Source organism: Pseudobutyrivibrio sp. UC1225 (genome assembly GCF_900115215.1).
GTDB lineage: Bacteria > Bacillota > Clostridia > Lachnospirales > Lachnospiraceae > Pseudobutyrivibrio.
This window is the reverse complement of sequence record NZ_FOVQ01000003.1, coordinates 15,131-29,837: the sequence shown is the minus strand read 5'-3', so window position 1 is coordinate 29,837 and position 14,707 is coordinate 15,131. Positions and strand designations below refer to the sequence as shown.

The window sequence follows — 14,707 nt, the reverse complement described above, 5'->3', positions numbered from 1 at the left end:
CAAAATAAGTAATTACCTACAACTTGGAGAAGTACTCAAGAGGCCGAAGAGGCGCCCCTGCTAAGGGTGTAGGTCGGGCAACCGGCGCGAGGGTTCAAATCCCTCCTTCTCCGTTTTACTTGTTATACATGGTGCCATAGCCAAGTGGTAAGGCAAAGGTCTGCAACACCTCTATCACCAGTTCAAATCTGGTTGGCACCTCTTTCAAATCCCTCGACCCTAGTAATGGGGGCGAGGGATTTTTGTTTATAATTAAATATACTAACTATTGAAATAAAGTAAGGAGGAAATGCAATGACAATTTATGACGAGTTAGTAGCTCGTGGCCTGATAGCCCAGGTAACGAACGAAGAAGAAATTAAAAAATTAATTAATGAGGGCAAGGCAACTTTCTATATAGGTTTTGATTGTACTGCAGACAGCCTTACAGCCGGTCACTTTATGGCTCTCACACTTATGAAGAGACTTCAAATGGCTGGTAACAAGCCAATCGCCCTTATCGGCGGTGGCACTACTATGATTGGTGATCCTTCAGGTCGTACAGACATGAGAAAGATGCTTACTCGTGAGGATATCGATCACAACGCTGAGTGCTTTAAAAAGCAGATGGAGCGTTTTATTGATTTCTCTGATGGAAAAGCTCTTATGGTTAACAACGCTGACTGGCTTCTTAATCTTAACTACGTTGAGTTACTTCGTGAAGTAGGTGCATGTTTCTCAGTTAATAACATGCTTCGTGCAGAGTGCTACAAGCAGCGTATGGAAAAGGGTCTTTCTTTCCTTGAGTTCAACTACATGATTATGCAGTCTTATGACTTCTATTACATGTTCCAGAAATACAACTGTAACCTCGAGTTTGGTGGTGACGATCAGTGGTCTAACATGCTTGGTGGTACAGAGCTTATCAGACGTAAGCTTGGTAAAGACGCTCATGCTATGACTATTACTCTTCTCACTGATTCACAGGGTAAGAAGATGGGTAAGACAGCTGGTAACGCAGTATGGCTTGATCCTAACAAGACTACACCTTTCGAGTTCTATCAGTACTGGAGAAACGTAGGCGATGCAGATGTTCTTAAGTGCATTCGTATGCTTACATTCCTTCCAATTGAAGAAATCCAGAAGATGGACAGCTGGGAAGGTGCTCAGCTCAACGAAGCAAAGGATATCTTAGCTTATGAGCTTACACAGATGGTTCATGGAACAGAGGAAGCAGATAAGGCTCGCGAGGCTTCAAAGGCTCTCTTTGCAGGTGGTGCAAATTCTGAGAACGTACCATGCCACACTCTTTCAGCAGAAGATTTCAGAGATGGTAAGGTAGACATCCTTCAGATTCTTGTATCTGCTGGACTTACAGCAAGCCGTGCAGAAGCTCGTCGAGCTGTAACACAGGGTGGTGTTTCTGTAAATGGTGAGAAGGTTGTAGATCCATTCGCATCTTACGAAAAAGATGCATTTGCAGAAGAATTCATGCTTAAGAAGGGCAAGAAATCATTCTGCAAGATTGAAGCATAAAAAACACATTTTACATTTACAATAAGTGCTGGGGCGATGGTCCTGGCACTATTTTGTTTTAAAGGAGTTATAAATAATTATGGAAGCTATAATCGAGAGTTCAAAGGTTTTCTATTTCGACTGGGAATTAGATTTACTTCATTGGTTTCAAAGTATTCACAATTCAGTTTTAGATTTTATTGTTCCAAAGATTACCTTTTTAGGAAATGCAGGATGGTTTTGGATAGTTGTTGTTTTACTGCTACTTGTGATGCCTTTCAATAGAAAAATAGGTGTCCAGGCTACTATCTCACTTATTCTTACAGTTATCGTTTGTAATTTGATTTTAAAGCCTTCTATCATGAGATGCAGACCATGCTGGCTTGAGCCAGAGGTACAGTTACTCGTAAATGTTCCTCATGACTTTTCATTTCCTTCAGGTCATTCAAATGCCAGCTTTGCAGTTGCTACAGCTATCTTCACTAGAAACAAGAAGCTCGGTATTCCTGCATTAGTGCTTGCAGCAATGATTGCTATTAGTCGACTATATGTATTTGTTCATTGGCCAACAGATGTATTAGCAGGAACCTGCGTTGGTATTTGTGGTGGTATTGTAAGCTATTTTATAGTTGAGTACTTCTATAAGAAATACAGCAAAAAAACAAGTATTTAGTAATATTCAGGTCTTAGTCTGGTTGACTCATTCATGAATGTTTAGTATATTGTATACATCTTCGTGAGGGAGTAGCTAGCGCATTAATATATGAATGTGTTGTTTGTCAACAGACTCGGTGATAAACCTGGCAAACATTAAATAGTGAGACTCACGTGTACGTTTTTCGTACACGTGGGTCTTTTTTGATATCCTCACATATAGTAAAAGGAGTTTAAAAAATGGGATTACTGGACATTTTCCTAATTGGCGTTGGCCTTTCCATGGACGCATTTGCAGTAGCAATTTGCAAGGGTCTTGCCATGAGAAAGGTTAACAAAAAGCAGATGTTAATCATTGCTTTATTTTTTGGTGGTTTTCAAGCAATGATGCCTCTGATTGGTTATCTTGTAGGCAACACTTTTGCAAAAAAGATTTCAGCCTATGATCACTGGATTGCATTTATACTACTCTTCTACATCGGTGGAAAAATGATAGCTGATGCAGTAAAAGAATGGAAAGAAAAAGATGTTGTGGAGGAGATGGATCCACCGCTTGATTACAAAGAACTTACTCTTATGGCGATAGCTACAAGTATTGATGCTCTCGCCTGTGGTGTAACCTTTGCTTTTGAGGAAAGCTTTAACATCTTAAGGGCTATTTCTATTATTGGATTTACAACATTTGTCCTTTCAGCAATTGGTGTTTATGTAGGCAATATCTTTGGTGACAGATATAAAGCAAAGGCTCAGCTGGTTGGTGGTATAATCCTTATTTTCATTGGAACAAAAATATTACTGGAACATACAATGGGTATAACCCTTGGCTTTTAGGAGGATATTATGATTACATTTTTTTCTACAGTGCCTGGAGCACTAATTTTACTGGTAGTTGGTTTTGTTTTTCTAATTAAGGGTGCAGATTTCTTTGTTGAGGGTGCTTCTGCAGTGGCTAAAAAGCTACATGTACCAGCCCTTGTAATTGGTATGACAATCGTTGCTATGGGTACATCTCTTCCAGAGCTTTCTGTTTCAGTTACAGCTTCAATGGCAGGAAGTAATCAGCTTGCAATTGGAAATGTAGTAGGTTCAAATATTTTCAACCTTATGGTAGTACTTGGAAGCTGTGCTCTCTTCTCTGTATTGGAGGTTGGAGACGACACTATAAAGAAGGACTTTCCATTTTCAGTAGCCTGTGCCGTAGCACTTATGGTTATGGGACTTATTGGATATGAAGTTGGTCATGTAGATGGTGTCATTCTTTTGGTTGCATTTATCATTTTCCTTTTATCCATGCTTTCTGCTGCTAAGAAATCTAGAAAAGCTGCAGCTCATGAGGCAGAGGTTGAAGTTGAGGAGGAAATCGTAGATCTTCCAACATGGCTATGCATTGTTTACATAATAGGTGGTGCAGTTGCCATTAAGTTTGGTGGTGACTGGGTTGTAGATTCCTGCACTACTCTTGCACTCAAATTTGGTATGTCAGAGACACTTGTAGGTCTTACAATCGTAGCACTTGGAACATCTTTACCAGAACTTGTTACATCAGTTGTCGCAGCTAAGAAAAATGAGCTTGATATGGCAATTGGTAACGTAGTTGGTTCCAATATTTTCAATATTTTATTGATTCTTGGAACTGCCGCTGCTATCTCACCAGTTACATTCATGACAGTTAATGCAATTGATATTTTGATTCTTGTTGGTTTTTCAGTAATTGTTTGGATGATGTGCTTTTTTAAGAAGAGTCTTGGCAGATTTCAGGGTGTAGTAATGCTTGCTCTATATATTGGATATTTAGCATATATAATTATCCGTGATGGTGGCATTGCCTAAACACCGTAAATAGTGGTAAAAAATAACCTATTGTGTTAAAATCAAAAGGTTTAAAGGGGTTTTTAACGTTTTGAGAAGGAGGTCAGTATGGGATTTTTTGATGAATTATCAGATAGTATAGTTAATACCACAAAGGACCTTGGAAAAATGGCTCAGAATGCTGGAGACATGACCAAGCTTCAATACGATAAGAAAGTTAAAGAAGCGGAATTAACAAAGCTTTATGAAAAGCTTGGAAAAAAATACTATGACGAGCATAAGGATGAGGATGATGAGAAAATTAAAGAAATCACAGCCGTAATCCTAAGAATAAAAGAAATCTCCGATGATATTATGCAGTTAAAGGGCGGAAAAGCCTGTCCAAAATGTGGAGCTTTAGTTAAAGATGGCACCAAGTTCTGCAGCTCATGTGGAGAAAAAATAGATGATATATTTGAAGAGTAGGAGTTATTAGAAATGGGCAACAAAGGGAATTATTACATTACAACAGCCATAGCTTACACATCTGGTAAGCCACATATTGGAAACACATACGAAATCGTTCTTGCAGATAGTATCGCACGCTTCCGTCGACAGGAAGGTTATGATGTTTTCTTCCAGACAGGAACAGATGAGCACGGCCAGAAAATTGAGCTTAAGGCTGCAGAGGCAGGCGTTACACCAAAGGAATTCGTTGATAATATCTCAGGTCAGGTTAGAAACATCTGGGATTTAATGAACACATCTTATGACAAGTTCATCCGTACTACAGATGAGGATCATGAGAAGCAGGTTAAGAAGATTTTCAAGAAGCTCTATGATAAGGGCGATATTTATAAGAGTTCATATGAAGGACTTTACTGTACACCATGTGAATCTTTCTGGACCGAGTCACAGCTTGTAGATGGCAAATGCCCAGACTGTGGTCGTGAGGTTCAGCCAGCTAAGGAAGAGGCTTACTTCTTCAAAATGAGCAAGTATGCTGATAAGCTTATTGAATATATCAATACACATCCTGAGTTTATCCAGCCTGTATCACGTAAGAACGAGATGATGAACAACTTCCTTCTTCCAGGTCTTCAGGATCTTTGTGTTTCCAGAACATCATTTACATGGGGTATTCCTGTAGATTTTGATCCAAAGCACGTTGTATATGTATGGCTTGATGCTCTTACAAACTATATCACTGGTATTGGTTATGAATGTGATGGTGAGTCTACAGACCAGTTCAAGGCTCTTTGGCCAGCAGACCTTCACCTTATCGGAAAGGATATTATCCGCTTCCATACAATTTATTGGCCAATTTTCTTAATGGCACTTGATCTTCCACTTCCAAAGCAGGTATTTGGTCATCCATGGCTTCTTACTAAGGCTGCAGATGGTGGCGATGACAAGATGTCAAAGTCAAAGGGAAATGTAATCTATGCGGATGAGCTTGTTGATTTCTTCGGTGTAGACGCTGTTAGATATTTCGTTCTTCACGAGATGCCATTCGAAAATGATGGTGCTATCTCTTGGCCACTTATGGTTGAGCGTGTTAACTCTGACCTTGCAAATACACTTGGCAACCTTGTAAACCGTACAATCTCTATGAGTAATAAGTACTTCGGTGGTGTTGTTGAGGACAAGGGTGTAGCTGAAGATGTTGATGCTGATCTTAAGGCAGTAGTTACAGGAACAGTTTCAGCAGTTGAAAAGAAGATGGCAGATCTTCGCGTTGCTGATGCTATCACAGAAATCTTCAATCTCTTCAAGAGATGTAACAAATATATCGATGAGACAATGCCATGGGCACTTGCAAAGGACGAGGCAAAGCAGGACAGACTTGCTACTGTTCTATACAATCTTGTTGAGGGTATTTCAATTGGTGCTACTCTTCTCAAGGCATTTATGCCTGAGACATCTGAGAAGATTCTTGCTCAGATTGGTACAAAGGAAATCCCTTATGATGAGCTTTCTACATTTGGTCACTATCCAAACGGTGGAAAGGTTACAGAGACACCAGAGATTCTCTTCGCTCGTCTTGACCTTGATGAGGTTATGGCAAAGGTTGCTGAGCTTCATCCAGCACAGCCAGAAGAAGCAGCTGATGATGAGGAAGGTATCGATATCGAGGCTAAGCCAGAAATCACATTTGATGATTTCATGAAGATGCAGTTCCAGGTAGGAAAGATTGTTGCATGCGAGGCTGTTAAGGGTTCTAAGAAGCTTCTTTGCTCACAGGTAAAGATTGGTTCTCAGACAAAGCAGATCGTTTCAGGAATTAGAAAGCAGTACACACCAGAGGAAATGGTTGGAAAGAAGGTTATGGTTCTTGTAAACCTTAAGCCAGCCAAGCTTGCAGGTGTATTATCAGAAGGTATGCTTCTTTGCGCAGAGGATGCTGAGGGTAATCTCTCACTCATGACGCCAGAGAATGCGATGCCAGCAGGTGCCGAAATCTGTTAGTAAATTATAAATAGCCTGTAGCAGACAATCTCTAAATGTTGCTGAAAGGAACATCTAGTGACTGAAAGCAATATTTAGGATTGTATGTGTAACAGGCGGGAGATAGTCATATGATTTTTGAGACACATGCTCATTATGATGATGAGAAGTTCGACGGAGATAGAGTCGAACTTCTTTCTCATTTATTGAGAGAAAATAATATTGGAAATATAGTAAATATCGGAGCTAGCTTTAGGGGCTGCAAAGACAGCCTAAAGTTGGCTGAAGAATATGAAAATGTCTACGCTGCTCTAGGTATTCATCCTGAGGAAATGGATGATATGACCCAGGAGAATCTTGATTGGATTAAAGCTAACGCTTCTAACCCAAAGGTTGTAGCTATAGGCGAAATAGGTCTTGATTATTACTGGATAAAGGATGAGGAAGGAAGAGCCAAACAAAGGGAATGGTTTCAGCGTCAGCTTGATATTGCTAAAGAGGTTAATCTTCCAGTAGTTATCCACTCCAGAGACGCCGCAGAAGACACTTTAAACACAATTATGAGGTATAATACCCAGGACAATAAAGGCATTATCCATTGCTACTCATACTCCAAGGAAATAGCCCTAGAATATGTAAAAATGGGATGGTATATTGGAGTTGGAGGTGTTGTCACCTTTAAAAATTCAAAAAAACTAGTGGAGACAGTTCAGGCTATTCCACTTGAAAACATTGTGCTTGAGACTGATTGTCCATACATGGCACCAGTTCCACATCGCGGTGAGCGTAATTCTTCTATTTTCCTGAGTTATGTAGCAGAAAAAATCGCTGAAATAAAGGGTGTTTCCGTTGAAGAGGTTGAACGAGTTACCTACGAGAACGCTCTTAGAATATATACAAAAGCAAAAAGGAATTAATGATGGCATATTTAAGCAATCCAACTTATACAAAAGCTATTTTGGAAGCGCATGGCTTTTCTTTTCAGAAGAAATTTGGCCAGAACTTTCTAATTGACGGCAACATATTGGACAATATTATAGATGCAGCTGGAATCACAAAGGATGATTTTGTCCTTGAGATTGGTCCAGGTATCGGAACTATGACACAGCGCCTCTGCGAGGAAGCCAGAGAAGTTGTAGCGGTGGAGATTGATAAGACACTTATTCCAATTTTGGATGATACTCTCTCCTCTTACAAAAACTGGACTGTTATCAATCAGGATGTTTTAAAGGTTGATATAAAGGCACTTGCTGAGGAGAAAAACGGTGGAAAGCCAATTAAGGTAGTTGCCAATCTTCCATACTATATAACAACACCTATTATTATGGGATTGTTTGAAAGCCATGTACCACTTGAATCGATTACAATTATGATTCAAAAGGAAGTGGCTGACAGAATGCAGGAAGGACCTGGCTCAAAGGAGTACGGTGCTCTCTCACTTGCGGTACAGTATTATTCAAATCCAAAAATTGTTTGCGATGCACCACCTAGCTGCTTTATGCCACAGCCTAAGGTAACAAGTACAGTCATCAATCTTAAGTGTCACAACAATCCACCAGTGGAATGTGATGAAAAGCTATTGTTCCAGATTATAAGAGCCTCTTTCAATCAGAGAAGAAAAACTCTTCAAAATGGACTTAGCAATGGATTGCACTACTCTAAGGAACAGATTGCAGAAGCGATTTCAAAAGCTGGTTTTATTCCTACTGTCAGAGGAGAAAGCCTATCTTTGGAAGATTTTGCAAAGCTTACTAACATCTTAAAAGAGATGTAACTATACATAACACGGAGGTTAGGCTTATGAATGTCCTGGCCTACAGCAGAGAAGTCCAGCTTCTCATAGGGGAGATTCAAAAAAATAGAGGTAAGGACCCATCGGCATTAATTTCTGCATGTGATCGTCTTCTTACTTATGGAAACAGCATGAAGGATGATGCCTTGGTGGGTTATGCCCATTTTTCTAAAGGTGAAACATATTATCTTCTAAACGACGCATCAAATTTTTATTCCCAGATGAGTGCATCTATAGCTCCTATGGAAAATGTTAAAGAGTGGAACTATGTTGCAATGGCTAACAATATGCTTGGTATTGTTTCCTTAAACAGAGGAAACGCTCCATTTGCCCTTGATTACTTCATCAAGGCAATTAGCATCTGTCAGGATAATTCACTTGCAGACATTGAGTGGATAATACATCTTAATCTGGGATCTTTATATCTCAATATTGAAGAATTTAATAAAGCTATTTCACATATAGAGATTGCTTATTCTTATATCCAGGAACATCAGCACATTGAGGGATATATAGAAAATCTTACAGCTGTATTATTGGGTCTTGGCAGGGCATATTTAAAGCTTGGTTCTCAGGAGGAATATCTTGAAATAGAAAAAAAGCTGAAAAGTGATTGTATGCCATACCTTCAGGACATAGGAAAGATTGTAATCTACTGCTATTTTGCAAGGGTAAGCAATGCCATAGGTGAGGAAAAAGCAAGAGATTACTGGATAGACATGGTAAACACAAATACAAGCGCAAATATGCCAATTATGGATGTATTTGACGATTTCTATGACTATCTGGGAATGCTTCTTTCAATAAATAAATATGATGATTTCTTTAAAGCGTATATGGTTCTTGATGATTTAACAAAGTATACCCTTATAAAGAATCTGGAACGTAAGCTTCTCACCCTAAAAATCAGGTATTATCGCAAGGTTGGGCAGATAGAGGAATACAAAATAGCCTCTGTATTGTTCTTTGAGTTATCCGAATATATGGAGAGAGAGAACAGATTGATGGTAAGTGACATGATAGTTATGCGTAATTCGTACATGGAGCTTACACAAATCAATAAAAAAGTAGAGGAAGAGAATACATTTTTGCAAAAACGTTCAGAGACAGACCCGTTAACTGGGATGTATAATAGATTGAAGTTAAATGAGTATAGTGAGGAAGTCTTTGAACGAGCAAAAGAGAATAATACAGCTGTAGCCGTAGAGATATTGGATATCGATTTCTTTAAGCAGTTCAACGACAACTATGGCCATCAGGCAGGAGATGATTGTATTAGATTTATCGCTAATACACTTATTGAAATGTCCTCCGAGGATAATATATTTACAGCAAGATATGGCGGAGATGAATTTGTTGTAATATACGAAGGACTTGCCTCAAAAGAAGTAATGGAAAAAGCCAGTGCATTACGTAGAAAGATTTACAATGCAAATGTTGAGCATAAATTTTCATTGACTGACGACAGGGTAACTATTTCTCAGGGAATCTGTTGTGGTTCACCAAAGGGAAAAGACAGCTTTTTCTCATACCTTCAGGGGGCTGATAAAATGCTATACGAAGTTAAGCAGCAGAGCAGAAACAATATAAAAATTTGCGATGCTGAATCAATATAAAAAGGGATAATAAATGAAAACGGTATTAAGAATCTTTTTTGATGACATATTAAGCTTAGTTAAAAATTTCTTTGCACTAGTAATTGTAATTGGAATTTGTTTTCTTCCAGCACTCTATGCATGGTTTAATATCTATTCCAACTGGAATCCTTATGGAAACACAGGCGCACTAAAGCTTGCCGCAGTATCCTTGGATAAAGGCTTTACTGACGAGGATGGGGAGTATCATAACCAAGGCGATACAATTATAGATGATCTTCATGAGAGCACCTCTGTAAATTGGCAGTTTGTAGAAACTTCTGATGAGGCAATTGAAGGTGTGTATAGTGGCGATTATTATGCAGCGGTAGTTATAGATGAGGATTTTAGCTATAACATGTACAACGTCCTATCAGAGGATGTTGAGCGTCCAACGCTTCATTTCTATGAGAATCAAAAGAAAAATCCAGTAGCCACAAAGATTTCTGATACAGTGGTTCAATCCCTTCAGAACAACATTAACGTAGCTTTTACAGAGGTAGTTGTTAGCGAAGTAATTTCTGATGCTGACAAGTTAAAAAATGATCTTAAAGAAGATAAAGATATAAATATTGCCATTAATAGCTTACGAGAGCTAAGTCAGGATCTAGAAGAAGAACAGCAAACTATAAAAAAGATACTTGAAAATGATGCCAAGCTTCAGCAATCTCTAGCACTAGCAAATGCAGACGCAGAAAACTTAAAAAATCAGGCCAGAAGAAGTGCAAGTGCAGTATATGATTCTGCTAAAACCGCTAATGATGCCAATGTAACTATGAATAGCTATTCTGCTGATGTAAACGATATGCTTAATCTTATGAATAGCACTCTGGCAGATATGGATAGCAAATTAAAAGCAGCTGAAGCTACACAAAATGTATCTGATATAACTACTAATCTTTCAGATTTAGCTAAAGATGTAGGAGCAATTTCGGGTGCGTTAGACCAGATTAATCCAGAAACTATTGCGAAAAATGAGGCAAATCAGGCAATAGAGGATTATAAAGCTGAGCTAGATGTGGTAGAGAATATCCTTAGAGCTATGGGATATGGAGATTATATCGATGCTGGAAAGAAAGCATACGATATTAAGACAAAAACAGAAGAGTATATTCAGTGGAAAAAAGAAGAAATCATCAACAATGCGCCAGTAATAGCAACTGATTTGGCCAGAAATCAAGAGGAAGAGTTAAGAGCTCAGGTAGCAGAGATAAGAAATCACACTGATAGTCTTCAGTCAAAATATAATGAACAATTGGTTCCAAAGATTAATGCAAATCTTAAAAATCTTACAAATGATTTATATAGTACAAACCAGATGCTTAATTCTTTAGGCGATACCTTTGGTAATCTTATGATAATGTTTACTGCTATTGATAATACTGTTGATGCAGCAAACACCAGCCTTGTCAAGACAAGTGAGGCTATAGCTTACATCAATAGTAGATTGATAGAAGTAATTAATCAGATAGAAAAGGTTGGAGATGGCGAGAAGGTACAGGTAGTAGTTAATGCCTTATCTGGAGATCCAGAAGCATACGGAAAATTCTTTTCTACCCCAGTTGAGGTAGTTACAGAGGCTGTTTATCCAATAGAAAATTATGGTTCAGCTGTTGCACCATTCTATTCAACCCTTGCATTTTGGGTTGGAGCTTTAATTCTCACAGCGATTATTAAGGTAAAGCCAGATAAGAGCAAATACAAGGATGCGTCCAAGGAACAACTTTTCTTTGGAAGATATGTCCTTTATTGGGTATTAGGACAACTTCAAGCGATAATTATTGTACTTGGAGACTTATTCTTGCTTCACATTCAGTGTGTACATCCATGGTATTTTATGCTTGCGGCATCTGTTATAGCCACAACATTTACCTTGTTAATTTATTCCCTTGTTGTAACATGGGGAGATGTGGGAAAAGCACTTTCTGTAGTAATCGTAGTAATTCAAATTGCAGGAAGTTCAGGAACTTATCCAATAGAGTTATTGCCAGAGTTCTTCAAAAAAATGTATATTTTCTTCCCATTCCCTTATGCAATCAACGCTATAAGAGAATGTTTATGTGGAATGTATAAGTTTGATTATATTAAGAACTTTATATGCTTAGGTCTGTTTATGATGGTTGCTCTAATCATAGGATTATTGATACAGATTCCGTTTGAGCAGATTAATCACTATATGGAAGAACGCATGGAAGATACTGAGATGATGTAGTTTATCAGTATTTATTAGAATTGCCCTGGGAGGAATTATGAATCAAAAGGAAGAAATGTACGACCGCTTCTTTGAGTTGCAGCAAAAAGTACACTTAGATAATCAAAAGAAAATACGAGTAGGCCTTAAGGTTAACATCCTATTACCATTGGTTTTCTTAGTTATTAGCTTTATAAGCAATCGCTCTAAGCTGGTATTTTTGGTTTTATGGATAGTATCCTTATTTGGTATATCATTCTATCTTTTGTATATAGAATATATGGACTTTAAGCTTCAAGAAAGATTAAAAGAATTTGGAATTATGGATGAAGATGAGACTAACGCACTTATCGGAAACGAAGTGGTTCAAGGCTTAGATGATATCAACAATGCCAGAAAAGAAATGGTTCAGGATATCAAGGAAAAGAAGCGAGAAATCAGACAAGAGATAAAGAAAGAAAAAGAAGAAATTAGAAAAGAAAAGAATGAGATAAAAAAAGAAATTAGAAGAGATATACAGTCAGTGGGAGAAAAGCTTAAGAAATGAAAAATGTTTTGAAAATAATAGAATCAGACATAAAGAGATTATCTACTAATGTAGTTGCAATGGTAGTAATAATCGGCTTAACAGTTATCCCTTGTCTGTATGCATGGTTTAATATTTTGTCCAACTGGGATCCATATGGACCAGATGCAACAAAGAACCTGCAGGTAGCTGTAGTTTCATCTGATCAGGGAATCCTTATAGGCAGCGCAGAGGTAAATGTTGGAAATATTATTATTAGCAGGCTACAGGCAAACGATACTATAGGCTGGGTATTTACTGATAGTGCTGAGGAAGCCGTAGGTGGAGTTTATTCAGGCGAATATTATGCAGCTATTGTTATAGATGAGCAATTTAGTGCAGATATGATAAGTTTCTTAGGTGGAAACATGGAAAATCCTAAGATTATCTATTATGAGAATGAAAAAAAGAACGCTATTGCTCCAAAGATTACTGCAAAGGTAAAGACAACCATCGAGAGAGAGGTTGATCACGCATTTGTAGGTACAATTGCAGAGGTTTTGCTTAAAGCAGGTGAATATTTTGCGACTTTAGATGAGCAGGGTAATATCACAGGAAAAGGTATTACAAAGCTAGAGAGATTAGATTCTGATTTGAATGGAATCATCGTAATTTTGGATTCTTATATAGCGCTTATGGACTCTACAAAGGAGGTTACTGAGGCTGGAAAGGCAGCAGCACAATCTGCAAAAGCAATTGCTGAAACAGCTGAGGAAATGGCGAAATCTGCAGAATCCCAGAATCCATCATTAGAACAAAGTGTTCAAAACGCTAAGAATAAGACTGATGAGGTTGTTAATAACGTTAATAATCAGCTTAACAATGTTGATGCAACTATAAATGATTTAAATAATAGACTTAATGGATACAAAGTCGGTGACCCAAAGCTTGGTCCAAATGCCTTGGCTCTCTATAATACAGCAAATACCTATTGGAATACGGCATATGGAATAATTACCAAGTATAGTCAGTTCCTTCCAGAAAAAGTAAATAATACAGCTCAGGTCACAAATGAGAATTTTATAAAGATAGGGACAGACTTACAGGAATTTGTTACAGCGGAAAACAATAGTGCTGCAAATATTGAGGAGATAAGACAAAAAACAGTTGCTGATATTTCTAGCTTCCTAGGACAGACTGCTACCATTAGAAATGATTACAGCACTATGATTTCACCAACTGCTCAAAAGACTATTGATTCAGCGTCGGCTTCTGTTGCAGAGGTTAAGAAGCTTCTCAATTACAATGCATCAAGCATAGATTCAGTTGTAGCGAACCTTCAGGATTATAAAGCTATTCTTTCACAATCAAGCAGTAAGCTGGTAAAATCCAGAGATGAAGCTGTTGAGATGGAAAAGAAGCTTTCAAATCTTATTAATGAGATTAAAGGTATTAGTAATAGCGATGCTTATACAAGAATAATGGAGCTGCTGACCTCAGATCCAGAGCTTCTTTCAGACTTTATAAGAAGTCCTGTGGAAATAAATGATGAGTATGTTTATCCTGTGGAAAACAATGGTTCCATGACAGCACCATTTTATATTGTCCTTTCTATTTGGGTTGGAGCACTGATTATGTCTACAATCCTTAAGACGGCTATCAAAGATACTACAGGAATGTGGAATCTTAAGAACTGGGAATGCTTCTTCGGCAGATTCTTTGTTACCTGTGTGATAGGACAAATACAAACATTGATTACGGTACTTGGAGCCTTCCTTTTTGTAGGAATCCAGTGTGAAAACAGGTTGCTATTCTGGTGTGCATGCGCATGGTCATCCTTTGTATATTCACTGCTCCTTTATTCCTTTGCATATTCTTTTGGCAACATTGGAGAGGCATTATCTGTTATACTAATGGTTATACAGGTAGCAGGAGCAGGAGGAACCTTCCCAATAGAGGTTCTTCCAAAGGTATTCCAACAGCTGTACAAATATATGCCATTTAATTATTCAATGAATGCAGTAAGAGAATGCATTGGTGGATTTTATGGTGACACATACAAGAATTGTATGCTGACATTATTGATTTACGTAGGTGTAGCTGTATTTATAGGCGTGGTACTTTATCACCCATTCAAATTACTAAATGAAAAGATTGAGATTAGTAAAGAAAAATCAGGAATATTGTTGTAACAAAAGGGC

12 protein-coding genes and 2 tRNA genes are annotated in these 14,707 nt (G+C 38.0%); all 14 read left to right on the top strand.

Annotation, left to right across the window (positions count from 1 at the left end; genetic code table 11):
- The first annotated feature begins 25 nt into the window (after window positions 1-25).
- The 14 genes from BMZ41_RS05135 (at window position 26) to BMZ41_RS05070 (ending at window position 14,698) form a co-directional block, all read left to right on the top strand.
- Window positions 26-113, top strand: a tRNA-Ser gene (locus BMZ41_RS05135).
- Between the two features lie 17 nt (window positions 114-130).
- Window positions 131-201, top strand: a tRNA-Cys gene (locus tag BMZ41_RS05130).
- Window positions 202-294: 93 nt separating this feature from the next.
- The gene (gene tyrS / locus BMZ41_RS05125) at window positions 295-1,515 is read left to right on the top strand and encodes a tyrosine--tRNA ligase (protein ID WP_090527420.1); all 1,221 of its coding nucleotides are present in this window, start codon (window positions 295-297) and stop codon (window positions 1,513-1,515) included.
- A gap of 79 nt (window positions 1,516-1,594) precedes the next feature.
- Complete coding sequence (locus BMZ41_RS05120; RefSeq protein WP_090527416.1) at window positions 1,595-2,167, top strand: phosphatase PAP2 family protein; 573 nt, start codon at window positions 1,595-1,597, stop codon at window positions 2,165-2,167.
- Window positions 2,168-2,388: 221 nt separating this feature from the next.
- Window positions 2,389-2,979, top strand: a complete 591-nt coding sequence (locus BMZ41_RS05115) for a manganese efflux pump MntP (protein WP_090527413.1) — start codon at window positions 2,389-2,391, stop codon at window positions 2,977-2,979.
- A 9-nt stretch (window positions 2,980-2,988) separates the two neighbouring features.
- Complete coding sequence (locus BMZ41_RS05110; RefSeq protein ID WP_090527410.1) at window positions 2,989-3,978, top strand: calcium/sodium antiporter; 990 nt, start codon at window positions 2,989-2,991, stop codon at window positions 3,976-3,978.
- 87 nt (window positions 3,979-4,065) lie between these two features.
- Window positions 4,066-4,422: a zinc ribbon domain-containing protein gene (locus BMZ41_RS05105; protein ID WP_090527408.1), complete on the top strand. Its 357-nt coding sequence runs from the start codon at window positions 4,066-4,068 to the stop codon at window positions 4,420-4,422.
- Between the two features lie 12 nt (window positions 4,423-4,434).
- Window positions 4,435-6,405, top strand: a complete 1,971-nt coding sequence (gene metG / locus BMZ41_RS05100) for a methionine--tRNA ligase (RefSeq protein ID WP_090167169.1) — start codon at window positions 4,435-4,437, stop codon at window positions 6,403-6,405.
- A gap of 110 nt (window positions 6,406-6,515) precedes the next feature.
- On the top strand, window positions 6,516-7,301 hold the full coding sequence (locus BMZ41_RS05095; RefSeq protein WP_090527405.1) for a TatD family hydrolase: 786 nt from the start codon (window positions 6,516-6,518) through the stop codon (window positions 7,299-7,301).
- Window positions 7,302-7,303: 2 nt separating this feature from the next.
- Window positions 7,304-8,158 (top strand): 16S rRNA (adenine(1518)-N(6)/adenine(1519)-N(6))-dimethyltransferase RsmA, encoded by an 855-nt coding sequence (gene rsmA, locus BMZ41_RS05090; protein WP_090167480.1) that lies wholly within the window; start codon window positions 7,304-7,306, stop codon window positions 8,156-8,158.
- A 26-nt stretch (window positions 8,159-8,184) separates the two neighbouring features.
- The gene (locus BMZ41_RS05085) at window positions 8,185-9,792 is read left to right on the top strand and encodes a tetratricopeptide repeat-containing diguanylate cyclase (RefSeq protein ID WP_090167166.1); all 1,608 of its coding nucleotides are present in this window, start codon (window positions 8,185-8,187) and stop codon (window positions 9,790-9,792) included.
- A gap of 13 nt (window positions 9,793-9,805) precedes the next feature.
- The gene (locus tag BMZ41_RS05080) at window positions 9,806-12,022 is read left to right on the top strand and encodes a YhgE/Pip domain-containing protein (RefSeq protein WP_090527402.1); all 2,217 of its coding nucleotides are present in this window, start codon (window positions 9,806-9,808) and stop codon (window positions 12,020-12,022) included.
- A 37-nt stretch (window positions 12,023-12,059) separates the two neighbouring features.
- Window positions 12,060-12,548 (top strand): hypothetical protein, encoded by a 489-nt coding sequence (locus tag BMZ41_RS05075; RefSeq protein ID WP_090167163.1) that lies wholly within the window; start codon window positions 12,060-12,062, stop codon window positions 12,546-12,548.
- Window positions 12,545-14,698 (top strand): YhgE/Pip domain-containing protein, encoded by a 2,154-nt coding sequence (locus BMZ41_RS05070; RefSeq protein WP_090527398.1) that lies wholly within the window; start codon window positions 12,545-12,547, stop codon window positions 14,696-14,698. Before BMZ41_RS05075 ends, BMZ41_RS05070 begins: the two co-directional genes overlap by 4 nt.
- Window positions 14,699-14,707: the final 9 nt, after the last annotated feature.

Bases quoted from the DNA above. Each gene is read 5' to 3' on its own strand.
- tyrS (WP_090527420.1), top strand. From the start codon at position 295: ATGACAATTTATGACGAGTTAGTAGCTCGTGGCCTGATAGCCCAGGTA.
- BMZ41_RS05120 (WP_090527416.1), top strand. From the start codon at position 1,595: ATGGAAGCTATAATCGAGAGTTCAAAGGTTTTCTATTTCGACTGGGAA.
- BMZ41_RS05115 (WP_090527413.1), top strand. From the start codon at position 2,389: ATGGGATTACTGGACATTTTCCTAATTGGCGTTGGCCTTTCCATGGAC.
- BMZ41_RS05110 (WP_090527410.1), top strand. From the start codon at position 2,989: ATGATTACATTTTTTTCTACAGTGCCTGGAGCACTAATTTTACTGGTA.
- BMZ41_RS05105 (WP_090527408.1), top strand. From the start codon at position 4,066: ATGGGATTTTTTGATGAATTATCAGATAGTATAGTTAATACCACAAAG.
- metG (WP_090167169.1), top strand. From the start codon at position 4,435: ATGGGCAACAAAGGGAATTATTACATTACAACAGCCATAGCTTACACA.
- BMZ41_RS05095 (WP_090527405.1), top strand. From the start codon at position 6,516: ATGATTTTTGAGACACATGCTCATTATGATGATGAGAAGTTCGACGGA.
- rsmA (WP_090167480.1), top strand. From the start codon at position 7,304: ATGGCATATTTAAGCAATCCAACTTATACAAAAGCTATTTTGGAAGCG.
- BMZ41_RS05085 (WP_090167166.1), top strand. From the start codon at position 8,185: ATGAATGTCCTGGCCTACAGCAGAGAAGTCCAGCTTCTCATAGGGGAG.
- BMZ41_RS05080 (WP_090527402.1), top strand. From the start codon at position 9,806: ATGAAAACGGTATTAAGAATCTTTTTTGATGACATATTAAGCTTAGTT.
- BMZ41_RS05075 (WP_090167163.1), top strand. From the start codon at position 12,060: ATGAATCAAAAGGAAGAAATGTACGACCGCTTCTTTGAGTTGCAGCAA.
- BMZ41_RS05070 (WP_090527398.1), top strand. From the start codon at position 12,545: ATGAAAAATGTTTTGAAAATAATAGAATCAGACATAAAGAGATTATCT.